Genomic DNA, 24,636 nt, shown 5'->3' on the forward strand with positions numbered 1-24,636 from the left:
ATCGCAGGCAAGCCAGCCCCACACAAGCTCGCTCCTACAGGGGATCAGCGGTGTGGCTTAGAGCTTGATCCAGGTCGACTTCAGCTCGGTGTACTTGTCGAACGCATGCAGCGACTTGTCGCGACCGTTACCCGATTGCTTGAAGCCACCAAACGGCGCAGTCATGTCGCCGCCGTCATATTGGTTGACCCACACGCTACCGGCGCGCAGGGCCTTGGCGGTCAGGTGCGCCTTGGAGATATCGGCTGTCCACACGGCGGCGGCCAAGCCATAGACGGTGTCGTTGGCGATCTTGACCGCTTCCTCGGCGCTGTCGAAGGTGATCACCGACAGGACGGGACCAAAGATCTCTTCCTGGGCGATCTTCATCGCATTGGTCACGCCGTCGAAAATCGTCGGCTCGACATAAGTACCGCCGGTTTCTTCCAAGGTGCGCTTGCCACCGGCGACCAACTTGGCGCCATCGGCATGCCCGGCTTCGATGTACGAGAGCACGGTGTTCATCTGCTGGGTGTCCACCAACGCGCCGACGTTAGTGGCCGGGTCCAGCGGGTTGCCTGGCTTCCAGCCCTTGAGGGCCTCGATCACCAGTGGCAGGAATTTATCCTTGATGGAACGCTCCACCAGCAGGCGCGAACCGGCGGTGCAGACTTCGCCCTGGTTGAAGGCGATAGCGCCGGCGGCGGACTCGGCGGCGGCTTGCAGGTCCGGTGCATCGGCAAACACGATGTTGGGGCTCTTGCCGCCCGCTTCCAGCCATACACGCTTCATGTTCGACTCGCCGGAGCGGATCAACAGTTGCTTGGCGATCTTGGTCGAACCGGTGAACACCAGGGTGTCGACGTCCATGTGCAGCGCCAGCGCGTTGCCCACGGTGTGGCCGTAGCCCGGCAGCACGTTGAACACACCTTTTGGAATACCGGCCTCAACGGCCAGGGCCGCGATACGGATGGCGGTCAGTGGGGATTTTTCGGACGGTTTGAGGATCACCGAGTTACCGGTGGACAGCGCCGGGCCGAGTTTCCAGCAGGCCATCATCAGTGGGAAGTTCCACGGCACGATGGCGCCGACGACGCCGACCGGCTCACGAGTCACCAGGCCCAGTTGGTCGTGCGGAGTGGCGGCGACTTCGTCGTAGATTTTGTCGATGGCTTCGCCGCTCCAGCTCAGGGCATTCGCCGCGCCGGGTACGTCGATGTTCAGGGAGTCGCTGATCGGCTTGCCCATGTCCAGGGTTTCAAGCAGCGCCAGCTCTTCGGCATTGGCCTTGAGCAACGCGGCGAAGCGGATCATGGTGGCTTTGCGTTTGGCTGGCGCCAGGCGCGACCACACACCGGAGTTGAACGTGGCACGCGCGTTTTCAACGGCGCGCTGGGCGTCGACGGCGTCACAGCTGGCAACAGTGGCCAGCAAGCGCCCATCGACCGGGCTGATGCACTCGAAGGTGTCACCGGAAACAGCGGCGGTGTACTCGCCATTAATGTAGGCGCGGCCTTCGATCTTCAGATCCTTGGCGCGTTGTTCCCAGTCGGCACGGGTCAGGGTGGTCATGCGAGTGTCCTCCTCTTATGGAATACAAGGGCCAGGCGATGTCCCCCGGCAGCCTCAAAGAATGCGTGCCCCGCCAGCCAGCTGTTCGGCTCAAGGCAGCTGCCACCCTAAACCAGCGGCTGGGGATGTTTCAATATATTTGACATAACGTAGGAAAACGCCCTTGCGATGTTCATTTTAATAAACATAGACTTTGGGCTCTCCAACCGCAGGCCAGACGGGACACGCACATGAGCATCCAGGACATCGTCGACTTCAGCCAAGCCAGCACCGCCCCAGACCGCTACCGCCCCGCCGCCGAAAAAATCCTCAAGGGTGATCCCGAGCAAACGATCTACAACCACTACAACAGCCCGTGCGGCCAGATGAGCGCCGGGGTGTGGGAAGGTGAGGTCGGGCAATGGAAGGTCAACTACACCGAGCATGAGTACTGCGAGATTGTGCAAGGTGTGTCCGTGCTACGTGATGCCGACGGCAATGCCAAGACCTTGCGCGCGGGTGATCGCTTCGTGATCCCCGCCGGCTTCAGCGGCACCTGGGAAGTGCTGGAGCCTTGCCGCAAGATCTACGTGGTGTTCGAACAGAAAGCCTGACCGGCAAATCGCAGGCAAAAAAAAGCCCGGATCGTGAGATACGGGCTTTTTTTCACAAGGAGGAAAATCAATTACTTGATTTTGCCTTCTTTGTAGATCACGTGCTTGCGAACGCGCGGGTCGAACATTTTCTTTTCGAGCTTGTCCGGGGTAGTACGCTTGTTCTTGTCGGTAGTGTAGAAGTGACCAGTACCGGCGCTAGAGATCATTCGAATCAATTCACGCATGATAGAGCTCCTTAGATCTTGCCAGCGGCACGGATTTCGGCCAGCACGACAGTGATGCCACGCTTGTCGATAATGCGCATGCCTTTAGCGGATACGCGCAGACGGACGAAACGTTTCTCTTCTTCAACCCAGAAGCGGTGATGCTGCAGGTTCGGCAGGAAACGACGACGGGTTTTGTTATTTGCGTGGGAAATGTTATTCCCAGTCACCGGACCCTTACCGGTAACTTGACAGACTCTCGACATGCCTCAGCCCTCTAAAACCACATGCCCAACCCGGCATGGGTTGGCCGCTTAATCTCTCAGTCATTTGGCGCCAGGCGCCGCGTTTCTTTAGGGTCTTACCGGCTACACCTACAAGCGAAGGAACCGGGCCCCTAGAAAAGAGCGCTGCTTTATACCAGAAAGACCCCAGTGCAACAACAGCCCGCGTGTTTTTACTGGCGTAAATCTTGGCGACAGACGCCTGAACCGCTGCCAGGAGGGGCCGCTGTCATAGCCGACCGCTCGTCGCACAGAATGATTTACAGCGCGCGCGAACACCGTGAAGTGCTCGACGAAACGCGATGAGGCGCCATCAAAACAGCATTTGGGGCAAAAGCACAGCCAAAAATGGGCTAGTCATTTACCTATCAGACCACTACGGTAGGACTTTTCCAGACTGCACTCGCAGATGGGCCTTCGATCTGCAAAGGAAACCGAACATGCGCCTCGCTGCCCTACCGCTATTGCTAGCCCCTCTATTCATCGCCCCGCTGGCCTCTGCCGCCAGCAATTTGAGCGTCTGCACCGAGGCCAGCCCCGAAGGGTTCGATGTGGTGCAATACAACTCGCTGACCACCACCAACGCCTCGGCCGATGTGCTGATGAACCGCTTGGTGGACTATGACGCGACCAGCGGCAAACTGGTGCCCAGCCTGGCAGACAGTTGGGACGTCTCGCCAGATGGCCTGACCTATACCTTCAAGCTGCACCCGGATGTGAAATTCCATCGCACCGATTACTTCACCCCAAGCCGCACCCTGACCGCCGAAGACGTGCGCTTCAGCTTCGAGCGCATGCTCGACCCGGCCAACCCATGGCACAAGATCGCCCAGAGTGGCTTCCCCCACGCGCAGTCGCTGCAACTGCCGACGCTGGTGAAGAAAATCGACGCCCTCGACCCGCTCACCGTGCGCTTCACCCTGGACCATGCCGACTCCACCTTCCTCGCCGCCCTGAGCATGGGTTTTGCCTCGATCTACCCGGCGGAATACGCCGATAAACTGCTCAAGGCTGGCACGCCGGAAAAGCTCAACAGCCAACCGATCGGCACCGGTCCGTTCATCTTCAGCCGTTTCCAGAAAGACGCCGTGGTGCGTTACAGAGCCAACCCGGACTACTTCGCCGGCAAACCGGCTGTGGATAACTTGATCTTCGCCATCACCCCGGACGCCAACGTGCGCCTGCAGAAGCTGCACCGTGATGAATGCCAGATTGCCCTGTCGCCCAAGCCGCTGGACGTGGGCGAGGCCGAAAAAGACCCGGCGCTCAAGGTCGAGAAAACCGCTGCCTTCATGACCGCCTTCGTGGCCATCAACAGCCAGCACCCGCCCCTGGACAAACCTGAAGTGCGCCAGGCGATCAACCTGGCCTTCGACAAGGGCAGCTACCTCAAAGCCGTGTTTGAAGGGACCGCCGAGGCCGCCAATGGCCCTTACCCGCCCAACACCTGGAGCTACGCCAAGGACTTGCCCGGTTACCCGCAGAACCTTGCCAAGGCCAAGGCACTGCTGGACCGCGCCGGTCTGAAGGAGGGTTTCAAGACCACCCTCTGGACCCGCCCCACCGGCAGCCTGCTGAACCCCAACCCGAACCTCGGTGCCCAACTGCTGCAGGCTGACCTGGCCAAGGTCGGCATCCAGGCCGAGATCCGTGTGATCGAATGGGGCGAGCTGATCCGCCGCGCCAAAGCCGGCGAACACGACCTGCTGTTCATGGGCTGGGCCGGCGACAACGGTGACCCGGATAACTTCCTGACCCCGCAGTTCTCGTGCGCGGCAGTGAAATCCGGCACCAACTTCGCCCGCTACTGCGACCCAACGCTGGACAAGCTGATCAGCGCCGGCAAGACCACCAGCGAGCAAGGGGTGCGCAGCAAGCTCTACCACCAGGCCCAGGCGCAGATCCAGCAGCAGGCACTGTGGCTGCCGCTCGCGCACCCTACGGCGTTTGCCCTGGCCCGCAAGAATGTCGAGGGCTACCAGGTGAGCCCATTCGGGCGCCAGGATTTCTCGAAGGTCAGCGTCAAGCCCTAAGCTGCACGCTGCAAGCCCACTTGAGGCTTGCAGCTTCACCCGTTCATTTGCTGCCTCTAAAGCCACCCATATTCCGCCATCGACAACGGGTCGCCGTCCCCTACGATGATGTGATCGAGGACTCGCACATCCACCACTTCCAAGGCCTTTTGCAGCAACTTGGTCAATTTTCGATCAGCTGCGCTCGGCTCAAGGCTGCCGGAAGGATGGTTATGGCAAAGGATCAGCGCCGCCGCGTTATAGGCCAGGGCGCGCTTGACCACCTGCCGGGGATAAACCATCGCCGCGTCGATGGTGCCTTGGGACAAGGCCTCGAAACCGAGCACCCTGTGCCTTGAATCAAGGAACAGACAGCCGAAGATCTCGTGGGGCTCATGCCGCAGCATGGCCTTGAGGTAATCGCGCACGGCCTTCGGGCTCTCCAGCACCGAGTCATGTCGCAGGCGTTCGGCCATGTGCCGCTTGGCCATTTCCAGTACCGCCTGCAACTGGGCAAACTTCGCCGGCCCCAAGCCCAATTGTTGGTTGAACAGTGCCTGACTGGCCTCCAACAACGGGCGCAAGCCGCCGAATTGCGCCAACAGATGGCGCGCCAGGTCCACTGCGCTCCTGCCGGAAACCCCTGTACGCAAGAAGATCGCCAGCAGCTCGGCATCCGACAGACTCGCCGCGCCCCATTCCAACAGCTTTTCTCGCGGCCGCTCCGCCGCCGGCCAATCGCGAATACTCATCCCTGCTCCCTCTCCCTATACGCCATGTGCACCGCTGTTGACTCGCGGACGCTGTGTTATCGTAGGCCCTCTTTTTTGCATGTGATTTCCCCTGGGGAGGGGGCATCGCAGGCGTCACTGAACTGGCATCACTGAACTGGAAAGGCAAACCAATGCAGCGTCTGTATCGGAAACGCATCGTTCTCGGCGTTGGCGGCGGCATTGCCGCCTACAAGAGCGCAGAGCTGGTCCGCAGGCTCCTGGACCAGGGCGCCGAAGTGCGCGTGGTCATGACGCGCGGCGGCAGTGAGTTCATTACTCCACTGACCATGCAGGCGTTGTCCGGGCACCCGGTTCACCTGGACCTGCTGGACCCCGCGGCCGAAGCCGCCATGGGCCATATCGAGCTGGCCAAATGGGCCGACCTGGTGCTGATCGCCCCCGCCACCGCCGACCTGATCGCGCGACTGGCCCAAGGCATTGCCGATGACCTGCTGACCACCCTGGTACTGGCCACCGACGCCACCGTCGCCATCGCCCCGGCCATGAACCAGGCCATGTGGCGCGACCCGGCCACCCAGGCCAACACTCAACTCCTGCAAAGCCGTGGCCTCAAGGTGTTCGGCCCGGCATCCGGCAGCCAAGCCTGCGGCGACGTCGGCATGGGCCGGATGCTCGAAGCCACCGACCTGGCGCTGTGCGCCGCCGAGTGCTTCCAGCACCTGGCCCTGACCGGCAAGCACGTGCTGATTACGGCTGGCCCGACCCAGGAAAACATCGACCCGGTGCGCTACATCACCAACCATAGCTCAGGAAAAATGGGCTTCGCCTTGGCCGAAGCGGCGGTCGAGGCAGGCGCACGTGTCACCTTGATCACCGGCCCGGTGCATTTGCCGACCCCTGATCGGGTCACGCGAATCGACGTAGTCAGCGCCCGCGACATGCTGGCGGCCTGTGAGGCCGCTATTCCGTGCGACCTGTTTATCGCCTCGGCAGCGGTTGCGGACTACCGCCCGGAAGTCGTCGCCCCGCAAAAACTCAAGAAAGACCCTACAAGCGGTGATGGCCTGCTCCTGCAAATGGTGCGCAACCCAGACATCCTGGCCACCATCGCCACGCGTCCGGACCGTCCGTTCAGTGTCGGCTTCGCCGCCGAGACCGAGCATTTGCTGGATTACGCCGCACGCAAATTGAAAGACAAAAACCTCGACCTGATCGTGGCCAATGATGTCGCCAACCCGAGCATCGGCTTCAACAGCGAGGAAAATGCCTGCAGCGTGATCGACCGCGAGCTGCACGCCACCCTTTTCGCCCAGACCAGCAAGGGCAAGATTGCCCGCCAACTGATCTCTTTTATCGCCCAACGGCTGAACCAGGTTTAATTTCCATGCACGCTTTGCAAGCCAAGATCCTCGACCCACGCATCGGCAACGAATTCCCACTGCCGGCCTACGCCACACCGGGCTCCGCCGGCCTCGACCTGCGCGCCATGCTCAAGGAAGACACCGTGCTTGAGCCGGGCCAGACCCTGCTGATTCCGACCGGCCTGTCGATCTACGTTGGCGACCCTGGCTTGGCGGCGCTGATCCTGCCGCGCTCCGGCCTGGGCCACAAACACGGCATCGTGCTGGGCAACCTGGTGGGCCTGATCGACTCGGACTACCAAGGCGAGCTGATGGTGTCGTGCTGGAACCGTGGCCAGACCGCGTTCAACATCGCCGTCGGCGAGCGAATCGCCCAGCTGGTACTGGTACCGGTGGTGCAGGCGCACTTTGAACTGGTAGAAGAGTTTGATGAGACCCAGCGTGGCGCGGGCGGCTTTGGGCATTCCGGCAGTCACTGACTAAGCTGAATCTGGCCGGGCGTCGTTGCCCGGCCCGACGCCACCGCAAGGCTTTTCAGGACGAAGAATGCGCGGACTTTATCAGCGAGATTTCCCCATAGAAATCAATGGATTACGTAAACAGCAGGACGAAGCCAGCACGCTGCTGGCACTTTTGCACCACGAACTCTCTGCCGAAAACACCGTCATACCCTTCAGTTTGAGCCTGCCGGTCAGCCACATTAAGGCCAGCCTTGCCCCCTTCAGATGGAGTTTCCCCCCGCGATGAGTACCGCAGCCCGAGTAGCCCCGACATTCCCCGACAGCATCTTTCGCGCCTACGACATCCGTGGCGTGGTGCCTAAGACGCTGACTGCCGAAACCGCCTACTGGATTGGCCGCGCCATCGGCTCACAGAGCCTGGCCCAGGATGAGCCCAACGTGTCGGTCGGCCGTGACGGTCGCCTGTCCGGCCCGGAGTTGGTGGAACAACTGATCCAGGGCCTGGCCGACAGCGGTTGCCATGTGAGTGATGTCGGCCTGGTGCCGACCCCAGCGCTGTACTACGCAGCCAACGTACTGGCCGGCAAGTCCGGGGTGATGCTCACCGGCAGCCATAACCCGTCGGACTACAACGGTTTCAAGATCGTCATCGCTGGCGACACCCTGGCCAACGAACAGATCCAGGCCCTACACAACCGCCTGAAAACCAACGACCTGACCAGCGGTAAGGGCACCATCAGTAAAGTCGACATCTTGCAGCGCTACTCTGACGAAATCACCCGTGACGTCAAACTTGAGCGCCGTCTGAAAGTGGTGGTGGACTGCGGCAACGGCGCGGCCGGCGTGATCGCCCCGCAGCTGCTCGAAGCCCTGAACTGCGAAGTGATCCCCTTGTTCTGCGAGGTCGACGGCAACTTCCCCAACCACCACCCGGACCCGGGCAAGCCTGAAAACCTGGTTGACCTGATCGCCAAGGTCAAGGAAACCGGGGCTGACGTCGGCCTGGCCTTTGACGGCGACGGCGACCGCGTGGGGGTGGTGACTGAAACCGGTGAAATCGTATTCCCGGACCGCCTGCTGATGCTGTTCGCCCGCGACGTGGTTGCACGTAACCCAGGCGCCGAGATCATTTTCGACGTGAAGTGCACCCGCCGCCTCACGCCGCTGATCAAGGAATACGGCGGTCGCCCGCTAATGTGGAAGACCGGTCACTCGTTGATCAAAAAGAAAATGAAAGAAACCGGCGCGCTGTTGGCCGGCGAAATGAGTGGTCACGTGTTCTTCAAGGAGCGCTGGTTCGGCTTTGACGACGGCATTTACAGTGCCGCACGCCTGCTGGAGATCCTCAGCAAGGAAAAATCCACCGCCGAAGAGCTGTTCCAGACCTTCCCGAACGATATTTCTACGCCAGAGATCAATATCCATGTGACCGAGGAGAGCAAATTCAGCATCATTGACGCACTGCACGATGCGCAATGGGGCGAAGGCGCCAACCTGACCACCATTGATGGTGTGCGAGTCGATTACGCCAAAGGCTGGGGCCTGGTTCGCGCGTCCAACACCACACCGGTGCTGGTCCTGCGTTTCGAGGCGGATACCGAGGCTGAGTTGCAGCGCATCAAGGACGTGTTCCACGCCCAGTTGAAACGTGTTGCCCCTGATCTCCAATTACCGTTCTGATTTTTTACCGGAGCCCTGAATGACCCTCGAACGCGAAGCCGCTGCCAATACCGCCAAGGTCCTTTCCGAAGCGTTGCCTTACATTCGACGCTACGTCGGCAAGACGCTGGTGATCAAGTACGGCGGCAATGCCATGGAAAGCGACGAGCTGAAAACCGGCTTTGCCCGCGACATCGTGTTGATGAAAGCCGTGGGGATCAACCCAGTAGTGGTCCACGGTGGCGGCCCGCAAATCGGCGACCTGCTCAAGCGTTTGTCGATCGAGAGTCACTTCATCGATGGCATGCGCGTCACTGACGCGCAGACCATGGACGTGGTGGAGATGGTCCTCGGCGGCCAGGTCAACAAGGACATCGTCAACCTGATCAACCGCCACGGCGGCAGCGCCATCGGCCTGACCGGCAAGGATGCGGAGCTGATCCGTGCGAAAAAACTGACCGTGACCCGTCAGACGCCGGAAATGACCCAGCCGGAAATCATCGACATCGGCCAGGTAGGCGAAGTGATCGGTATCAATACCGACCTGCTGAACCTGCTGGTCAAGGGCGACTTCATTCCCGTGATCGCACCGATCGGCGTGGGCGCCAATGGCGAGTCCTACAACATTAACGCCGACTTGGTGGCCGGCAAGGTGGCTGAAGCGCTGAAGGCTGAAAAGCTGATGCTGCTGACCAACATCGCCGGCTTGATGGACAAGGAAGGCAAGGTATTGACCGGCCTGACGACCCAACAGGTCGACGAGCTGATCGCCGACGGCACCATCTACGGTGGCATGCTGCCGAAGATCCGTTGCGCGCTGGAAGCGGTGCAAGGCGGCGTGGGCAGCTCGCTGATCCTCGACGGCCGGGTGCCGAATGCGATCCTGCTGGAAATCTTCACCGATACCGGTGTGGGCACCCTGATCAGTAACCGCAAGCGTCCTTAAACGCCACACACAAAAAGGCCCTGCTCAATCTGATTGAGCGGGGCCTTTTTGTTTTTTGGCGTTTAACTTGAGCCTTGCGGTGATCCAAATGTGGGAGGGGGCTTGCTCCCTCCCACACTAGCCCTCACACACAAGGGGGCTCTGTGTCAGACGCCGAATTGCTCACGGTACGCGCGAACAGCAGGCAAATGCTGCTTGAGCTGCGGGTCATCTTCCAGGAACTGCAGCACCTGGTTCAGCGAAACGATGCTCACCACCGGAATACCGAAATCACGCTCCACTTCCTGGATCGCCGACAACTCACCGTTGCCACGCTCCTGGCGGTTCAGCGCGATCAACACGCCGGCAGCCTTGGCGCCATCCTGGGAGGCGATGATCTGCATCACCTCACGGATGGCGGTGCCAGCGGTGATCACGTCGTCGATGATCAGCACGTCGCCGGTCAGCGGTGCGCCCACCAGGCTCCCGCCTTCGCCATGGGCCTTGGCCTCCTTGCGGTTGAAGCACCACGGCAGGTCCTGCCCGTGATGTTCAGCCAGGGCCACGGCTGTCGCGGCGGCCAGGGGAATGCCCTTGTAGGCTGGGCCAAACAACACATCAAAGGAAATACCGCTTTCAACGATGGCTGCCGCATAGAAACGACCCAGCTGAGCCAGGGCCGAACCGGAGTTGAACAAGCCCGCATTGAAGAAGTACGGGCTGGTGCGCCCGGACTTGAGGGTGAACTCACCGAAGCGCAAAACGCCGCGATCGATGGCAAAACGAATGAAATCGCGTTGATACGCCTGCATGAAAAAAGCCTCAGATACCACGGATTTAGCTAATTAGGTAGACGGCGTGTATCATACACGCACGCGATTTTTGGGGCCATTTATGCGGATCATCAGTGTGAACGTTAATGGTATTCAGGCTGCAGTCGAGCGTGGTTTGCTCAGTTGGCTGCAAGCCCAGAATGCCGACGTCATCTGCCTGCAGGATACCCGCGCCTCCGCCTTTGAACTGGACGACCCAGCCTTCCAACTGGATGGCTACTTCCTTTATGCCTGCGATGCCGAAGTGCCCACCCAAGGTGGCGTGGCTTTGTATTCGCGGTTGCAACCCAAGGCGGTCATCAGCGGCCTCGGCTTCGAGACAGCCGACCGCTACGGGCGCTACCTGCAAGCCGATTTCGATAAGGTCAGCATCGCGACCTTGCTGCTCCCTTCGGGGCAGAACGGCGATGAAGACTTGAACCAGAAGTTCAAGCTAATGGACGATTTCGCCCGTTACCTGGACAAACAGCGGCGCAAACGTCGCGAGTACATTTATTGTGGCTCGCTGTACGTGGCGCAACAGAAGCTGGATATCAAGAACTGGCGCGACAGCCAGCAATCTCCAGGCTTCCTGGCGCCGGAACGCGCCTGGATGGACGAGATTGTCGGCAACATGGGCTATGTCGACGCACTGCGCGAAGTCAGCCGCGAAGGCGACCAGTACAGCTGGTGGCCGGATAACGAACAGGCTGAGATGCTCAACCTGGGCTGGCGTTTCGACTACCAGTTGCTGACCCCCGGCCTGCGCCGGTTCGTTCGCAGCGCACGCCTGCCGCGCCAGCCACGCTTCTCGCAGCACGCGCCGCTGATCGTGGACTACGACTGGACATTGACCATCTGAGGTCTTTTTCCAGGCACAAAAAAACCGACATCGCTGTCGGTTTTTTTGTGCCTGTTCATTATTTGATCACGCGCCAGGTCAGCGGATAGCGATAGGCGATCCCCTTGTTGGCCTTGATGCTACCAATGATGGTCAGCACCACCGTGGCGATCGCCAGGGCGAACATCAGGAAAAAGCCAATCACCGCGAAGGCCAGCACGATGCAAGCTATCCAGGCGATGGCCACGGTGATCTGGAAGTTCAGGGCTTCCTTGCCCTGATCATCAATGAACGGGTCCACTTCTTTCTTCATCTGCCACAGGATCAGCGGCCCCACGACACTGCCGAAGGGGAACACAAACCCCAGAAACGCCGCGAGATGGCACAACATTGCCCCCTGGCGCACTTCGTAGGAAGGCGTAGGCACTGGCGTCTGGTTGTCATTCATGGCGTTTCTCCTTGAGGCCGACTCAGTCAGCCAGGGCGGCGTTCTGCAGTTCGAAAATCTCGGTCATGCCTTTCTGGGCCAGGGCCAGCATGGCGTTCAGGTCGGCCGGCTGGAATGGCGCACCTTCGGCAGTGCCCTGCACTTCGATGAAACCACCGGTGCTGGTCATGACCACGTTCAGGTCGGTCTCGGCGGCCGAGTCTTCCAGGTAGTCCAGGTCCAGCACTGGCTCGCCCTGGTACATGCCTACCGATACGGCAGCGATCATCTGCTTGAGCGGGTCGCCCGCTTTCAGGCCGCCGCGCTTCTTGATCACTTTCAGTGCGTCGACCAAGGCCACCATGGCGCCGGTGATTGACGCGGTACGGGTGCCGCCGTCGGCCTGGATCACATCGCAGTCGACGTAGAGGGTCACGTCGCCCAGCTTGGACATGTCCAGGGCTGCGCGCAGGGAACGGCCGATCAAACGCTGGATTTCCAGGGTGCGACCGCCTTGCTTGCCACGGCTGGCTTCACGCTGGTTACGCTCGCCGGTGGCGCGCGGCAGCATGCCGTACTCGGCGGTCAACCAACCCTGGCCCTGGCCTTTAAGGAACCGCGGCACGCCGTTTTCAACGCTGACGGTGCAGATAACCTTGGTATCGCCAAACTCGACCAGTACAGACCCCTCGGCGTGTTTGGTGTAGTTGCGGGTGATGCGGATCGAGCGGAGCTGATCGGCAGCGCGACCACTTGGACGTTTCATAGGGAGACACCTGTACTGAGGACGAAAAACTGCCGAGCATTATAGAGCCGTGAACCGGTTCGGGGCACTGCTAAAAAATCCGGTTACGAATGCTCGGTTTGGGCGCGCTCCTCCCACTGCGCTACAATCCTGCGCCTTCTTAACCATCAGCCCGTGTTTGCGGGACTGCAACGCGAGGTACCTCCATGGTGCACAGCATGACCGCCTTCGCCCGCGTCGAAAAAGCCGGCGTACAAGGCACCCTGAGCTGGGAACTGCGCTCGGTCAACAGCCGCTACCTGGAGCCGCACCTGCGCCTGCCGGAGTCATTCCGCGACCTCGAAGGCGCCGTGCGTGAAGGGCTGCGCCAGGGCATTTCCCGCGGCAAGCTGGAATGCACCCTGCGCTTTACCGAAGAAACCACCGGCAAGCCGCTGCAGGTCGACCGCGACCGTGCCGCGCAACTGGTGGCCGCCGCTGAAACCATCGCTGGCCTGATCAAGCAGCCGGCCGCGCTCAACCCTCTGGAAGTGCTGGCCTGGCCCGGTGTACTGGTGGCCGACGCCACCGACCCGCAGGCCCTCAATGCCGAAGCCCTGGCCCTGTTCAACCAGGGCCTCAAGGAGCTCAAGGCCGGCCGCGAGCGCGAAGGCGCCGAGCTGGCACGCCTGATCAACGAGCGCCTGACCTCCATCGAAGAAGACGTGGTCACCCTGCGTGAGCTGGTCCCGCAGATGCTTGCCACCCAGCGCCAGAAGGTGCTCGACCGCTTCGCCGACATGAAGGCCGACCTTGACCCGACACGCCTGGAGCAGGAAATGGTCCTACTGGCGCAGAAGAGCGACGTCGCCGAAGAACTCGACCGCCTGAGCACCCACATCCTTGAAGTGCGCCGCGTGCTCAAGTCCGGCGGTGCCGCCGGTCGGCGCCTGGACTTCCTGATGCAGGAACTCAACCGCGAAGCCAATACACTGGGCTCCAAGGCTTTCGATCCGCGCAGCACCACGGCGGCGGTCAACCTCAAAGTGTTGATCGAGCAGATGCGCGAACAAGTACAGAATATTGAGTAAGGCAACCTCCATGACCCACAGCACCGGCACCCTTTACATCATTTCCGCCCCTTCGGGCGCGGGCAAGAGCAGCCTGGTCAAGGCCCTGACCGACGCTGACGAGCAGATCCGCATCTCGGTCTCCCACACCACTCGCGCCATGCGCCCGGGTGAGGTGAACGGCGTGCACTATCACTTCGTCGAGCGCACCGAGTTCGTCAAGATGATTGAACATGGCGACTTCCTCGAGCGCGCCGAAGTGTTCGGCAACCTCTACGGCACGTCGCAGAGCCACTTGCAGCAGACCCTCGACGAAGGCCACGACCTGATCCTGGAAATCGACTGGCAGGGCGCCGAGCAAGTGCGCCAGTTGATGCCCAAGGCGCGTTCGATCTTCATCCTGCCGCCGTCCCTGGAGGCGTTGCACCAGCGCTTGACCAACCGTGGCCAGGACAGTGACGAGATCATCGAAGGCCGCATGCGTGAAGCCGTCAGCGAAATGAGCCACTACGTCGACTACGACTACCTGATCATCAACGACGATTTTGCCCATGCACTGGATGATTTGAAGGCGATTTTCCGCACCAATCAGCTCCAGCAAAAACGCCAACAGCAGCGTTTCGGCAAATTACTCGCCGAATTGCTCGGCTGATTGGCTCTTCCCAAAACCGCTGCAAGGGCTTTACATTGGCGCCTGTAGCGGTTTTGCGAGGGCCTGCGAAAAATCAGCGCTTCCCTAAACGCTGGTGATTTTTTAAACTGTTTAGTCCGCTCGCCCAACCGGGCAGCGCGCATCTTGCATTCGCTCCGAGGAATACCATGGCCCGCGTAACCGTTGAAGACTGCCTAGAACACGTGGATAACCGCTTTGAGCTGGTCATGCTCTCTACCAAGCGTGCCCGTCAACTGGCCACTGGCGGCAAAGAGCCGTTGGTCCAGTGGGAAAACGACAAGCCTACCGTTGTAGCCCTGCGTGAAATCGCTGAAGGCCTGATGAGCTACGAGTTCATCGCCAACGCTGAAATCGTTGAAGACGAACCGCTGTTTGCAGCGTTCGAGGACGAGTCCAACGAGGCCGTCTAAGCCTATGCCTGGTCGACGTAGCACGGCGCGGGGTCACAGCCAACGGCAGGAGTTCATCCTTTGCCGAGCATAGACGCCCTCGCCGATCGCTTATCGACCTACCTCGGCCCAGACCAGGTCAACCTGGTCCGCCGAGCGTATTTCTACGCCGAACAAGCCCACGACGGCCAACGCCGCCGCAGTGGCGAGGCGTATGTCACCCATCCTCTTGCGGTGGCAAATATTCTGGCCGACATGCACATGGACCATCAGAGCCTGATGGCCGCGATGCTGCATGACGTGATCGAAGACACCGGCATCGCAAAGGAAGCGCTCAGCGCGCAATTTGGCGAAACCGTGGCCGAACTGGTCGACGGGGTCAGCAAACTGACCCAGATGAACTTCGAGACCAAGGCCGAAGCCCAGGCGGAAAACTTCCAGAAGATGGCCATGGCCATGGCACGCGACATCCGCGTGATCCTGGTCAAGCTGGCCGACCGGCTGCACAACATGCGCACGCTGGAAGTGCTGTCCGGCGAAAAACGTCGGCGCATCGCCAAGGAAACCCTGGAAATCTACGCGCCCATCGCCAACCGGCTGGGCATGCACGCCATTCGTATCGAATTCGAAGACCTCGGTTTCAAGGCCATGCACCCGATGCGTTCGGCGCGCATCTACCAGGCGGTCAAGCGCGCACGGGGCAACCGCAAGGAAATCGTCAACAAGATCGAAGAGTCGCTGAGCCATTGCCTGGCGATCGACGAGATCGAGGGCGAAGTCAGCGGCCGACAAAAACACATCTACGGCATCTACAAAAAGATGCGCGGCAAGCGCCGGGCCTTCAACGAGATCATGGACGTGTACGCGTTCCGGATCATCGTCGACAAGGTCGACACCTGCTACCGCGTGCTGGGCGCTGTGCATAATTTGTACAAACCCCTGCCGGGCCGCTTCAAGGACTACATCGCGATTCCCAAGGCCAACGGCTACCAATCGCTGCATACCACGCTGTTCGGTATGCACGGGGTGCCGATCGAGATCCAGATCCGCACCCGCGAAATGGAAGAGATGGCCAACAATGGCATCGCCGCCCATTGGCTGTACAAATCCAGCGGCGACGAGCAGCCCAAGGGCACTCATGCTCGCGCCCGCCAGTGGGTCAAGGGCGTGCTGGAAATGCAGCAACGTGCCGGCAACTCCCTGGAATTCATCGAAAGCGTGAAGATCGACCTGTTCCCGGACGAGGTCTACGTGTTCACGCCCAAAGGTCGGATCATGGAGCTGCCCAAAGGCTCCACCGCTGTCGACTTTGCCTACGCCGTGCACACCGACGTGGGCAACAGCTGCATCGCCTGTCGGATCAATCGCCGTCTCGCACCGCTGTCCGAACCGCTGCAAAGCGGCTCCACGGTCGAGATCGTCAGCGCTCCAGGCGCTCGCCCGAACCCGGCGTGGCTCAACTTTGTGGTTACCGGCAAGGCGCGCACGCACATCCGTCACGCCTTGAAACTGCAGCGCCGTTCCGAGTCCATCAGCCTGGGCGAACGCCTGCTGAACAAGGTGCTCAACGGTTTCGACAGTGCCTTGGACAAAATCCCGCAAGAGCGCGTGCAAGCGATGCTCCACGAGTACCGCCAGGAAACCATCGAGGACCTGCTGGAAGATATCGGCCTGGGCAACCGCATGGCTTATGTCGTCGCACGCCGCCTGCTCGGCGAAGGCGAACAGCTGCCAAGCCCGGAAGGCCCGCTGGCGATTCGCGGCACCGAGGGCCTGGTGCTCAGCTACGCCAAGTGCTGCACGCCGATCCCTGGCGACCCGATTGTCGGCCACTTGTCGGCGGGCAAAGGCATGGTGGTGCACCTGGACAACTGCCGCAACATCACCGAAATCCGTCACAACCCGGAAAAATGCATCCAGCTGTCCTGGGCCAAGGACGTCACCGGCGAATTCAACGTCGAGCTGCGGGTGGAGCTCGAACACCAGCGCGGCCTGATCGCCCTGCTCGCCAGCAGCGTCAATGCGGCCGACGGCAATATCGAGAAAATCAGCATGGACGAGCGCGATGGCCGCATCAGCGTGGTCCAACTTGTGGTCAGCGTCCACGACCGCGTGCACCTGGCCCGCGTGATCAAGAAACTGCGTGCCTTGACCGGGGTCATCCGCATCACCCGCATGCGCGCATAGCGCTTCAGCGAGCCCACTTATTACAAGGAGTCATTCATGACCAAGACTGTTATCACCAGCGACAAAGCCCCTGCTGCCATCGGCACTTACTCCCAGGCGATCAAGGCGGGCAACACCGTCTACATGTCCGGCCAGATCCCATTGGACCCAAAGACCATGGAACTGGTGGAAGGCTTCGAAGCACAGACCGTACAGGTCTTCGAAAACCTCAAGTCGGTTGCTGAAGCCGCTGGCGGTTCGTTCAAAGACATCGTCAAGCTGAACATCTTCCTCACCGACCTGAGCCACTTCGCCAAGGTCAACGAGATCATGGGCAAGTACTTCGAACAGCCCTACCCAGCCCGCGCCGCCATCGGTGTTGCCGCCCTGCCCAAGGGTGCACAGGTTGAGATGGACGCCATTCTGGTCATCGAGTAAAACACCCGGCGCAGCCCGCACAGGCTGCGCCGACTTCGTTTCGAAAGGATTTCATGATGCGCAAAGCGCTTGTAGCCTCATCAATGCTCGCCCTGTTGCTTAGCGGCTGCGCCAGCAACCCTGCGGACCTGGATGTGAGCGGCACCTGGATCAACCAGGCCGCCATCGATGCGGCAGCCAAGGGCGGCCCTTTGCGTGAAGCCTTGCAGAGCTTTGGCCCGAACCTCGAGTGGGAGGTCAATTCCAAGGCCTCGCAAGCGCGCTATTACAACGGTTTTGAAGTGGCCGAAGGCAAGTTGCTGGGTGAAAAATCCGGCGCCTGGAGCGTGGACTTCTACGGCAGTTCCGCCACCGAACTCAAGCGCAAAGGCAAGCAACTGCTGCAAGTGGCCAACGACAACGAGCCTGAACAGCTGTTTGCCCGCGCCAAAGACCCAGCTCCCGAAGGCGCGCCGCTGGGTGCCAACTTCGAGCAGGCACTGTACGCGGCCTACCTGGGCGGCGACTGGAAGATCAGCGACGGCTTCGGCAGCGGCGCCATCGTGCAGTTCCAGGCTGACGGCAAGGTCGCCGGCCTGCCTAATGTTGATCGGTACTCGCTGTGCCTGGCCGGTGATTGCGCCTCAATGAGCGGTGGCTACGACAGCATCTGGCTGCAACTCAATGGCCAGGGCAACCCGTGGATCTTTGTGCGCAAGGGCAAGCAACTGGAGATTTTCCAGGCGGTGAATACCGCGCAGGCCGACGAAGTACCGCAGTTCACCCCCGGCCCCCGTCAATGGCTGCTGGTAAAACAATAGCCGCCATGCCGCAAATCCAAATGTGGGAGGGGGCTTGCCCCCGATTGCAGTACATCAGCTAATACAACTGTGGCTGACACTCCGCTATCGGGGGCAAGCCCCCTCCCACATTTTTTGACTGCGTTTCAGCCCTTGAGGATCGCAGCATAGCCTTCGCGATAAGTCGGGTAGGTCGGCGTCCAACCCAACGCTTTCGCCCGGGCATTGCTGCACTGCTTGCTGCCCGCCCGCCGCACACTGGCGTCCTCAGCCCACTCGGTCACCCCAAGGAATTCGCGCAACCAGCCCACCACTTCGGCCAGTGGCGCGGGCGCATCGTCAACGCCGATGTAGACCTTGTCCAACGCGCCGCCGCTTTCCACGTGCCGCAACAAAAACGCCAGCAAACCCGCTGCGTCCTCCGCGTGAATGCGGTTGCCATATAAAGGTGGGTCGACTGCTACACGGTAGCCTTGGCGGACCTGGGTCAACAGCCATTCGCGGCCCGGACCGTAGATGCCGGTCAGGCGGACAATGCTGGCCGGGATGCCGCTGTTAAGCGCCACTTGCTCGGCCTCCAACATCACTTGCCCGGAATACCCCTTCGCCTGAGTCTCCGACGTTTCGTCGACCCACTCGCCATTCTGCTGCCCGTAGACGCTGCTGCTGGAGACAAACAGCAGGTGCTTGGGCTCCTGGCCATAGTCGCCCAACCACTCCAGTACATGTTTCAGCCCTTGTACGTAAGCGGCGCGATAACCGGCTTCGTCGTGATCCGTCGCGGCGGCGCAGTACACCAGGTAATCCACCCCGCCGATCGGCCAGGTGTCAGGGCAATCTTTCTTGAACAGGTCGCCGGCGATGCCGATCACGCCGTCGGGAAGCCGCGAAACATCGCGGCGCAGGCCATGCACCTCCCAGCCGGAGGCGAGCAACTGGCTGGCCAGCCGACTCCCCACATCGCCACAACCCGCAATCACAACCGAAGGCGCTGACATCACAAAACTCCCTACTGAAAGGTCTAGGTTAGCCTTCGCAGATGACCGTCGGCCAGAAAAAGGGCAAATAAAGTTACTGTATTACTTCTGTTAACAAGAATTACTTGCAATAATAACCGCCCATTTGTCCTCGACCCCTGGGTCTGGAAGGACGATCACTCATTTTTTTACTCAGGTCCGGCCAGCATGACACGTAATACAACCCCCGCTTCGCCAACCAAGCGTCACAGCCCATCCCGCGCCTGGCGCGCGATTGCTGCGCTGCTGTTCAGCGTACTGCTGGCACCGACCGCCGCCTTCGCTGATGCCACCGCACCCGCTACCCCGCCTGCAGCCGCAGCACCGGCAGCGCCTGCTACAGCGCCCGCTGCCACCGACCCGGCCCAGGCTGCTGATCCAGCCTCCACCGACGACACCGGTGTGGTGCTGGAAGAAGATAACACCCTGGGCATGGCCCACGACCTGTCGCCATGGGGCATGTACCAGAACGCTGACGTGGTGGTGAAAGCCGTCATGATCGGCCTGGCGATCGCCTCGATCATCACCTGGACCATCTGGATCGCCAAAGGCTTCGAGCTGCTGGGCGCCAAACGCCGTCTGCGTAACGAAATCGTCCATCTGAAAAAGGCCACCACCCTCAAGGAAGCCAGCGAAAGCGCGACCAAGAAAGGCACCCTGGCCAACACGCTGGTGCACGACGCGCTGGAAGAGATGCGCCTGTCGGCCAACGCCCGCGAAAAAGAAGGCATCAAGGAACGTGTGGCCTTCCGCCTGGAGCGCCTGGTGGCGGCCTGCGGTCGTAACATGAGCAGCGGCACCGGCGTGCTGGCGACCATTGGTTCCACTGCGCCCTTCGTCGGCCTGTTCGGTACCGTGTGGGGCATCATGAACAGCTTCATCGGCATCGCTAAAACCCAGACCACCAACCTCGCCGTCGTTGCCCCCGGCATCGCCGAAGCCCTGCTGGCGACCGCCCTGGGCCTGGTTGCCGCGATTCCTGCGGTGGTGATCTACAACGTCTTCGCCCGTTCGATTGCCGGCTACAAGGCTCAGGTATCGGACGCGTCGGCGGAAGTCCTGCTGCTGGTCAGCCGCGACCTCGATCACCTGCCTACCGAGCGCAGCTCGCAACCGCACATGGTGAAAGTGGGGTAATCGGCCATGGGCCTGCATTTGAATCAAGGCGACGACGAACTCGTCGAGAACCACGAAATCAACGTCACGCCGTTTATCGACGTGATGCTGGTGCTGCTGATCATCTTCATGGTGGCGGCACCGTTGGCCACCGTGGACATCAAGGTTGACCTGCCCGCGTCCAGCGCCAAGCCGGCACCGCGACCAGAGAAACCGATCTTCCTCAGCGTCAAGGCGGACCAACGCCTGTTCCTGGGCGAAGAGGAGGTCAAGGCTGAAACCTTGGGGCCGGTGCTCGACGCCAAGACCCAAGGCAAAAAAGACACGACGATCTTCTTCCAGGCCGACAAGGGCGTGGACTACGGCGACCTGATGAGCGTGATGGATGCCCTGCGGGCAGCCGGCTACCTCAAGGTAGGCCTGGTCGGACTTGAGACGGCAGCCAAGAAATGATCACGACGCGCCACAAACTGACGCGTTATGGCACCAGCCTCGCCGTCGTACTGGGCGTGCATGCCATCGCGATTGCTATCGCGCTTCATTGGTCGGCGCCGCGCACGGTGCAGTTGCCACCGGCCGCCATGGTCATCGACCTGGCCCCGATGCCAGCGCCACCACCGCCGGCACCGCCCAAAGTGGTAACGCCGCCGCAACCGCCTGCACCGGTAGAAGAGCTGCCCCTGCCGAAACTGGCCGAGGCCCCCAAGCCGACAATCCAGGTGCCCAAGCCGGTCAAGCCCAAGCCTAAACCGCAGCCGCCCAAGCCGGTGGAGAAGAAGATCGAGCCGCCCAAGGAGAAACCCTCCGAGGACCCGCCGAGCGACGCTCCGCCGACCCAAGCGCCGGCTGAAAAATCGGCCCAACCGGTACCTGGCCCGTCGCCACAACAGATCGCCGCCAAAGCGTCCTGGGAAGGCACCCTGCTGGCACACTTGCAGAAGTACAAGAAATACCCGCCAGGTGCCCAGGCCCGTGGCAAGGAAGGCTTGAACCGCCTGAAGTTCGTGGTGGATGCCGACGGTAACGTGCTGTCCTACGAGTTGGTCGGCCGCTCCGGCAACGCCGACCTGGACCGTGCCACGCTGGACATGATTCGTCGTGCCCAGCCGCTGCCCAAGCCGCCGGCGGACATGCTCAAAGGTGGCAGCATCGAGATCGTTGCACCGTTCGTGTACAACATCGAGAAACGCCGCCGCTAAAGGCACACAGGAAGCAATGTGGGAAGGGGCTTGCCCCTCCCACATTTTGGTTTCATCGCACAAGAAAATTCCCGACTACTCTCCGCTCAATCCCTACCAAACTTCTGATAACGTGCGTCTATCGATTGCAGCCGGTATGCTTGGCCCGCAACCTCATGGACGCCCGCTATGACTCTTACAGAATTACGCTACATCGTTACCCTCGCCCAAGAGCAGCATTTCGGCCACGCGGCCGAGCGTTGCCACGTCAGCCAGCCGACGCTGTCGGTGGGCGTGAAAAAGCTTGAAGACGAACTCGGTGTGCTGATTTTCGAGCGCAGCAAGAGCGCCGTGCGCCTCACCCCGGTGGGTGAAGGTATTGTGGCCCAGGCACAGAAGGTGCTGGAGCAAGCACAGAGCATTCGCGAGCTGGCCCAGGCCGGCAAGAACCAGCTGACCGCACCGTTGAAAGTCGGCGCCATCTACACCGTCGGCCCGTACCTGTTCCCGCACCTGATTCCGCAACTGCACCGCGTCGCGCCGCAGATGCCGCTGTATATCGAAGAAAACTTCACCCACGTGCTGCGCGACAAACTGCGCAACGGCGAGCTGGACGCAATCATCATCGCCCTGCCGTTCAATGAAGCCGACGTGCTGACCCTGCCGCTCTACGACGAGCCGTTCTACGTGCTGATGCCGGCCTCCCACCCGTGGACGCAGAAAGACACCATCGACGCCGGCCTGCTCAACGACAAGAGCCTGCTGCTGCTCGGCGAAGGTCATTGCTTCCGCGACCAGGTCCTCGAAGCCTGCCCGACCCTGACCAAAGGCAACGACGGCGCCAAGCACACCACCGTGGAATCCAGCTCCCTGGAAACCATTCGGCACATGGTCGCGTCGGGCCTGGGCATCTCGATCCTGCCGCTGTCGGCGGTGGACAGCCATCACTATGCCCCCGGCGTGATCGAAGTGCGCCCACTCACGCCGCCAGTGCCGTTCCGCACCGTGGCGATCGCCTGGCGCGCCAGCTTCCCACGGCCAAAAGCCATTGAGATCCTCGCCGACTCGATCCGCCTGTGTTCGGTGGCCAAGCCGCCTGCTGCGAGTTAAGCAAGGGTATGACTGAGCTGTCGCAGGTGTCGGTGACGGCACTCAAGGGTGTCGGTGAAGCCATGGCCGAGAAGCTGGCCAAGGTCGGCCTGGAGAACCTCCAGGACGTGCTGTTCCACCTGCCCTTGCGCTATCAGGACCGCACCCGCGTAGTGCCCATCGGCCAGTTACGCCCTGGGCAGGATGCGGTGGTCGAAGGCACCGTCAGCGGTGCCGACGTGGTCATGGGCAAACGCCGCAGCTTGGTCGTGCGGCTTCAGGACGGTACCGGCGGCCTCAGCCTGCGTTTCTACCATTTCAGCAACGCGCAGAAGGAAGGCCTCAAGCGCGGCACCCGTGTGCGCTGCTACGGCGAAGCGCGGCCCGGTGCGTCAGGCCTGGAGATCTATCACCCGGAATACCGCGCCATCACCGGGGATGAACCGCCTCCGGTCGACACCACGCTCACCCCGATCTACCCGCTCACCGAAGGCCTGACCCAGCAACGCCTGCGCCAGCTGTGCATGCAGACGCTGACGATGCTCGGCCCGAAAAGCCTGCCCGACTGGCTGCCTGAGGAACTGGCTCGCGACTATCAATTGGCGCCGCTGGACGATGCGATTCGCTACCTGCATCACCCGCCCGCCGACGCCGATGTCGACGAACTGGCCCTCGGTCATCACTGGGCCCAGCACCGCCTGGCCTTCGAAGAGCTGCTGACCCATCAACTGTCCCAGCAACGCCTGCGCGAAAGCATGCGTTCCCTGCGCGCGCCGGCGATGCCCAAGGCCACGCGGCTGCCCGCGCAGTACCTGGCCAACCTCGGTTTTGCCCCGACCGGCGCCCAGCAGCGCGTGGGTAACGAGATCGCCTATGACCTCAGCCAGAAAGAACCGATGCTGCGCCTGATCCAGGGCGACGTCGGCGCGGGCAAAACCGTGGTCGCCGCCCTCGCCGCGCTGCAAGCGCTGGAAGCCGGTTACCAGGTGGCGCTGATGGCGCCGACCGAGATCCTGGCCGAGCAACACTTCATCACCTTCAAGCGTTGGCTCGAGCCGCTGGGCCTGGAAGTCGCCTGGTTGGCCGGCAAGCTCAAAGGCAAGAACCGCGCATCCGCACTCGAACAGATCGCCGGCGGCGCACCGATGGTGGTGGGCACCCACGCGCTGTTCCAGGACGAGGTGCAGTTCAAGAACCTGGCCCTGGTGATCATCGACGAACAGCACCGCTTCGGCGTGCAGCAGCGCCTGGCCCTGCGCCAGAAAGGCGTGGGCGGGCGCATGAACCCGCACCAGTTGATCATGACCGCCACACCGATCCCGCGCACGCTGGCCATGAGCGCCTACGCCGACCTCGACACCTCGATCCTCGACGAACTGCCGCCTGGCCGTACGCCCGTCAACACCGTACTGGTCACCGACACCCGGCGTGTCGAAGTGATCGAACGCGTGCGCGGCGCCTGTGCCGAAGGTCGCCAGGCCTACTGGGTCTGTACGCTGATCGAAGAGTCCGAAGAGCTGACCTGCCAGGCCGCCGAAACCACCTACGAAGACCTGACCAGCGCCCTCGGCGAGCTTAAGGTCGGGCTGATCCACGGGCGCATGAAGCCTGCGGAAAAGGCCGCGGTAATGGCCGAGTTCAAGGCCGGCAATCTGCAACTGCTGGTGGCCACCACGGTGATCGAAGTAGGCGTGGACGTGCCCAACGCCAGCCTGATGATCATCGAAAACCCCGAGCGCCTCGGCCTGGCGCAGTTGCACCAGTTGCGCGGACGTGTCGGCCGGGGCAGCGCGGCCAGCCATTGTGTGCTGCTCTACCACCCGCCACTGTCGCAGATCGGTCGTCAGCGCCTGGGCATCATGCGCGAAACCAACGACGGTTTTGTCATCGCCGAAAAGGACCTCGAACTGCGCGGGCCCGGCGAAATGCTCGGCACCCGCCAGACCGGCCTGCTGCAATTCAAGGTCGCCGACCTGATGCGCGACGCCGATTTGCTGCCCGCCGTACGCGATGCCGCGCAAGCCTTGCTCGAACGTTGGCCGGAGCATGTCAGCCCGTTGCTGAATCGCTGGTTGCGCCATGGGCAGCAATACGGCCAAGTGTGACGCCTGACTCACTTAACCGACCAACAT

At 61.4% G+C, this 24,636-nt stretch carries 26 protein-coding genes and 1 pseudogene; 19 read left to right on the forward strand and 8 right to left on the reverse strand.

Annotation, left to right across the window (positions count from 1 at the left end):
• Positions 1–57: 57 nt before the first annotated feature.
• Positions 58–1,551: an aldehyde dehydrogenase gene (locus K7431_RS07675; protein ID WP_015886526.1), complete on the reverse strand. Its 1,494-nt coding sequence runs from the start codon at positions 1,549–1,551 to the stop codon at positions 58–60.
• Positions 1,552–1,781: 230 nt separating this feature from the next.
• Between K7431_RS07675 and K7431_RS07680 the strand changes: the two genes are divergently transcribed.
• A complete protein-coding gene (locus tag K7431_RS07680; protein WP_015886527.1) occupies positions 1,782–2,144 on the forward strand; it encodes a cupin domain-containing protein in 363 nt (120 codons plus the stop codon).
• 71 nt (positions 2,145–2,215) lie between these two features.
• Here K7431_RS07680 and rpmG read toward each other — a convergent pair whose 3' ends face one another.
• Together rpmG and rpmB are read right to left on the reverse strand one after the other, a co-directional pair.
• Positions 2,216–2,371, reverse strand: a complete 156-nt coding sequence (gene rpmG / locus K7431_RS07685; RefSeq protein ID WP_003176906.1) for a 50S ribosomal protein L33 — start codon at positions 2,369–2,371, stop codon at positions 2,216–2,218.
• An 11-nt stretch (positions 2,372–2,382) separates the two neighbouring features.
• Positions 2,383–2,616 (reverse strand): 50S ribosomal protein L28, encoded by a 234-nt coding sequence (rpmB, locus tag K7431_RS07690; protein WP_003176907.1) that lies wholly within the window; start codon positions 2,614–2,616, stop codon positions 2,383–2,385.
• 458 nt (positions 2,617–3,074) lie between these two features.
• Between rpmB and K7431_RS07695 the strand changes: the two genes are divergently transcribed.
• On the forward strand, positions 3,075–4,667 hold the full coding sequence (locus K7431_RS07695; protein WP_015886528.1) for an ABC transporter substrate-binding protein: 1,593 nt from the start codon (positions 3,075–3,077) through the stop codon (positions 4,665–4,667).
• A gap of 56 nt (positions 4,668–4,723) precedes the next feature.
• On the opposite strand, the gene radC is transcribed toward K7431_RS07695, so the two are convergent.
• Positions 4,724–5,398: a RadC family protein gene (gene radC, locus K7431_RS07700; RefSeq protein ID WP_015886529.1), complete on the reverse strand. Its 675-nt coding sequence runs from the start codon at positions 5,396–5,398 to the stop codon at positions 4,724–4,726.
• 152 nt (positions 5,399–5,550) lie between these two features.
• On the opposite strand from radC, the gene coaBC reads away from it, so the two are divergent.
• The 5 genes and pseudogenes from coaBC to argB all read left to right on the forward strand — a co-directional run bounded on the left by coaBC (position 5,551) and on the right by argB (position 9,807).
• Entirely contained in the window at positions 5,551–6,759 is a 1,209-nt protein-coding gene (gene coaBC, locus K7431_RS07705) for a bifunctional phosphopantothenoylcysteine decarboxylase/phosphopantothenate--cysteine ligase CoaBC (protein WP_015886530.1), read from the forward strand.
• 5 nt (positions 6,760–6,764) lie between these two features.
• Positions 6,765–7,220: a dUTP diphosphatase gene (gene dut, locus K7431_RS07710; RefSeq protein WP_010207501.1), complete on the forward strand. Its 456-nt coding sequence runs from the start codon at positions 6,765–6,767 to the stop codon at positions 7,218–7,220.
• A 67-nt stretch (positions 7,221–7,287) separates the two neighbouring features.
• Positions 7,288–7,488: a hypothetical protein gene (locus tag K7431_RS07715; RefSeq protein WP_043206060.1), complete on the forward strand. Its 201-nt coding sequence runs from the start codon at positions 7,288–7,290 to the stop codon at positions 7,486–7,488.
• Positions 7,461–8,882, forward strand: a pseudogene (locus K7431_RS07720) (phosphomannomutase/phosphoglucomutase); the annotation flags it as partial. The gene K7431_RS07715 and the pseudogene K7431_RS07720, both read left to right, overlap by 28 nt.
• Before the next feature lie 19 nt (positions 8,883–8,901).
• Positions 8,902–9,807 (forward strand): acetylglutamate kinase, encoded by a 906-nt coding sequence (gene argB, locus K7431_RS07725; protein ID WP_015886532.1) that lies wholly within the window; start codon positions 8,902–8,904, stop codon positions 9,805–9,807.
• Between the two features lie 146 nt (positions 9,808–9,953).
• Here argB and pyrE read toward each other — a convergent pair whose 3' ends face one another.
• Positions 9,954–10,598 (reverse strand): orotate phosphoribosyltransferase, encoded by a 645-nt coding sequence (gene pyrE, locus K7431_RS07730; protein WP_003195489.1) that lies wholly within the window; start codon positions 10,596–10,598, stop codon positions 9,954–9,956.
• Between the two features lie 82 nt (positions 10,599–10,680).
• Here pyrE and K7431_RS07735 point away from each other — a divergent pair, with 82 nt between their 5' ends.
• The gene (locus K7431_RS07735) at positions 10,681–11,460 is read left to right on the forward strand and encodes an exodeoxyribonuclease III (RefSeq protein ID WP_003195493.1); all 780 of its coding nucleotides are present in this window, start codon (positions 10,681–10,683) and stop codon (positions 11,458–11,460) included.
• A gap of 58 nt (positions 11,461–11,518) precedes the next feature.
• Here K7431_RS07735 and K7431_RS07740 read toward each other — a convergent pair whose 3' ends face one another.
• Positions 11,519–11,887 (reverse strand): DUF4870 domain-containing protein, encoded by a 369-nt coding sequence (locus K7431_RS07740; RefSeq protein ID WP_015886533.1) that lies wholly within the window; start codon positions 11,885–11,887, stop codon positions 11,519–11,521.
• A gap of 22 nt (positions 11,888–11,909) precedes the next feature.
• The gene (gene rph / locus K7431_RS07745) at positions 11,910–12,632 is read right to left on the reverse strand and encodes a ribonuclease PH (protein WP_010207511.1); all 723 of its coding nucleotides are present in this window, start codon (positions 12,630–12,632) and stop codon (positions 11,910–11,912) included.
• 185 nt (positions 12,633–12,817) lie between these two features.
• Between rph and K7431_RS07750 the strand changes: the two genes are divergently transcribed.
• The 6 genes from K7431_RS07750 (at position 12,818) to K7431_RS07775 (ending at position 18,126) form a co-directional block, all read left to right on the forward strand.
• Complete coding sequence (locus K7431_RS07750) at positions 12,818–13,681, forward strand: YicC/YloC family endoribonuclease (protein ID WP_015886534.1); 864 nt, start codon at positions 12,818–12,820, stop codon at positions 13,679–13,681.
• Between the two features lie 10 nt (positions 13,682–13,691).
• On the forward strand, positions 13,692–14,312 hold the full coding sequence (gene gmk, locus K7431_RS07755; RefSeq protein WP_010168203.1) for a guanylate kinase: 621 nt from the start codon (positions 13,692–13,694) through the stop codon (positions 14,310–14,312).
• A 167-nt stretch (positions 14,313–14,479) separates the two neighbouring features.
• A complete protein-coding gene (rpoZ, locus tag K7431_RS07760) occupies positions 14,480–14,743 on the forward strand; it encodes a DNA-directed RNA polymerase subunit omega (RefSeq protein ID WP_003176920.1) in 264 nt (87 codons plus the stop codon).
• Between the two features lie 60 nt (positions 14,744–14,803).
• Entirely contained in the window at positions 14,804–16,909 is a 2,106-nt protein-coding gene (gene spoT, locus K7431_RS07765; RefSeq protein ID WP_015886535.1) for a bifunctional GTP diphosphokinase/guanosine-3',5'-bis pyrophosphate 3'-pyrophosphohydrolase, read from the forward strand.
• Between the two features lie 36 nt (positions 16,910–16,945).
• A complete protein-coding gene (locus K7431_RS07770; protein ID WP_003176922.1) occupies positions 16,946–17,326 on the forward strand; it encodes a RidA family protein in 381 nt (126 codons plus the stop codon).
• A 56-nt stretch (positions 17,327–17,382) separates the two neighbouring features.
• Complete coding sequence (locus K7431_RS07775; protein ID WP_043206061.1) at positions 17,383–18,126, forward strand: hypothetical protein; 744 nt, start codon at positions 17,383–17,385, stop codon at positions 18,124–18,126.
• A gap of 125 nt (positions 18,127–18,251) precedes the next feature.
• Here the strand turns inward: K7431_RS07775 and K7431_RS07780 are convergent, their stop codons facing one another.
• The gene (locus K7431_RS07780; protein ID WP_043206063.1) at positions 18,252–19,103 is read right to left on the reverse strand and encodes an SDR family oxidoreductase; all 852 of its coding nucleotides are present in this window, start codon (positions 19,101–19,103) and stop codon (positions 18,252–18,254) included.
• A gap of 186 nt (positions 19,104–19,289) precedes the next feature.
• Here K7431_RS07780 and exbB point away from each other — a divergent pair, with 186 nt between their 5' ends.
• The 5 genes from exbB to recG all read left to right on the forward strand — a co-directional run bounded on the left by exbB (position 19,290) and on the right by recG (position 24,609).
• Positions 19,290–20,258 (forward strand): tonB-system energizer ExbB, encoded by a 969-nt coding sequence (exbB, locus tag K7431_RS07785; protein WP_015886538.1) that lies wholly within the window; start codon positions 19,290–19,292, stop codon positions 20,256–20,258.
• 6 nt (positions 20,259–20,264) lie between these two features.
• The gene (gene exbD, locus K7431_RS07790) at positions 20,265–20,690 is read left to right on the forward strand and encodes a TonB system transport protein ExbD (RefSeq protein WP_003195519.1); all 426 of its coding nucleotides are present in this window, start codon (positions 20,265–20,267) and stop codon (positions 20,688–20,690) included.
• Complete coding sequence (locus tag K7431_RS07795) at positions 20,687–21,436, forward strand: TonB family protein (RefSeq protein WP_015886539.1); 750 nt, start codon at positions 20,687–20,689, stop codon at positions 21,434–21,436. Before exbD ends, K7431_RS07795 begins: the two co-directional genes overlap by 4 nt.
• Positions 21,437–21,604: 168 nt before the next feature.
• A complete protein-coding gene (locus K7431_RS07800) occupies positions 21,605–22,525 on the forward strand; it encodes a hydrogen peroxide-inducible genes activator (protein WP_015886540.1) in 921 nt (306 codons plus the stop codon).
• Between the two features lie 8 nt (positions 22,526–22,533).
• Positions 22,534–24,609, forward strand: a complete 2,076-nt coding sequence (recG, locus tag K7431_RS07805; protein WP_015886541.1) for an ATP-dependent DNA helicase RecG — start codon at positions 22,534–22,536, stop codon at positions 24,607–24,609.
• Positions 24,610–24,636: the final 27 nt, after the last annotated feature.

The sequence above is a fragment of the Pseudomonas fluorescens group sp. genome (genome assembly GCF_020093335.1).
Lineage (GTDB): Bacteria > Pseudomonadota > Gammaproteobacteria > Pseudomonadales > Pseudomonadaceae > Aquipseudomonas > Aquipseudomonas petroselini.

Coding starts and splice junctions, on each gene's coding strand:
- K7431_RS07675 (WP_015886526.1), bottom strand. CDS start 1,551: ATGACCACCCTGACCCGTGCCGACTGGGAACAACGCGCCAAGGATCTG.
- K7431_RS07680 (WP_015886527.1), top strand. CDS start 1,782: ATGAGCATCCAGGACATCGTCGACTTCAGCCAAGCCAGCACCGCCCCA.
- rpmG (WP_003176906.1), bottom strand. CDS start 2,371: ATGCGTGAATTGATTCGAATGATCTCTAGCGCCGGTACTGGTCACTTC.
- rpmB (WP_003176907.1), bottom strand. CDS start 2,616: ATGTCGAGAGTCTGTCAAGTTACCGGTAAGGGTCCGGTGACTGGGAAT.
- K7431_RS07695 (WP_015886528.1), top strand. CDS start 3,075: ATGCGCCTCGCTGCCCTACCGCTATTGCTAGCCCCTCTATTCATCGCC.
- radC (WP_015886529.1), bottom strand. CDS start 5,398: ATGAGTATTCGCGATTGGCCGGCGGCGGAGCGGCCGCGAGAAAAGCTG.
- coaBC (WP_015886530.1), top strand. CDS start 5,551: ATGCAGCGTCTGTATCGGAAACGCATCGTTCTCGGCGTTGGCGGCGGC.
- dut (WP_010207501.1), top strand. CDS start 6,765: ATGCACGCTTTGCAAGCCAAGATCCTCGACCCACGCATCGGCAACGAA.
- K7431_RS07715 (WP_043206060.1), top strand. CDS start 7,288: ATGCGCGGACTTTATCAGCGAGATTTCCCCATAGAAATCAATGGATTA.
- argB (WP_015886532.1), top strand. CDS start 8,902: ATGACCCTCGAACGCGAAGCCGCTGCCAATACCGCCAAGGTCCTTTCC.
- pyrE (WP_003195489.1), bottom strand. CDS start 10,598: ATGCAGGCGTATCAACGCGATTTCATTCGTTTTGCCATCGATCGCGGC.
- K7431_RS07735 (WP_003195493.1), top strand. CDS start 10,681: ATGCGGATCATCAGTGTGAACGTTAATGGTATTCAGGCTGCAGTCGAG.
- K7431_RS07740 (WP_015886533.1), bottom strand. CDS start 11,887: ATGAATGACAACCAGACGCCAGTGCCTACGCCTTCCTACGAAGTGCGC.
- rph (WP_010207511.1), bottom strand. CDS start 12,632: ATGAAACGTCCAAGTGGTCGCGCTGCCGATCAGCTCCGCTCGATCCGC.
- K7431_RS07750 (WP_015886534.1), top strand. CDS start 12,818: ATGGTGCACAGCATGACCGCCTTCGCCCGCGTCGAAAAAGCCGGCGTA.
- gmk (WP_010168203.1), top strand. CDS start 13,692: ATGACCCACAGCACCGGCACCCTTTACATCATTTCCGCCCCTTCGGGC.
- rpoZ (WP_003176920.1), top strand. CDS start 14,480: ATGGCCCGCGTAACCGTTGAAGACTGCCTAGAACACGTGGATAACCGC.
- K7431_RS07770 (WP_003176922.1), top strand. CDS start 16,946: ATGACCAAGACTGTTATCACCAGCGACAAAGCCCCTGCTGCCATCGGC.
- K7431_RS07775 (WP_043206061.1), top strand. CDS start 17,383: ATGCGCAAAGCGCTTGTAGCCTCATCAATGCTCGCCCTGTTGCTTAGC.
- K7431_RS07780 (WP_043206063.1), bottom strand. CDS start 19,103: ATGTCAGCGCCTTCGGTTGTGATTGCGGGTTGTGGCGATGTGGGGAGT.
- exbB (WP_015886538.1), top strand. CDS start 19,290: ATGACACGTAATACAACCCCCGCTTCGCCAACCAAGCGTCACAGCCCA.
- exbD (WP_003195519.1), top strand. CDS start 20,265: ATGGGCCTGCATTTGAATCAAGGCGACGACGAACTCGTCGAGAACCAC.
- K7431_RS07795 (WP_015886539.1), top strand. CDS start 20,687: ATGATCACGACGCGCCACAAACTGACGCGTTATGGCACCAGCCTCGCC.
- K7431_RS07800 (WP_015886540.1), top strand. CDS start 21,605: ATGACTCTTACAGAATTACGCTACATCGTTACCCTCGCCCAAGAGCAG.
- recG (WP_015886541.1), top strand. CDS start 22,534: ATGACTGAGCTGTCGCAGGTGTCGGTGACGGCACTCAAGGGTGTCGGT.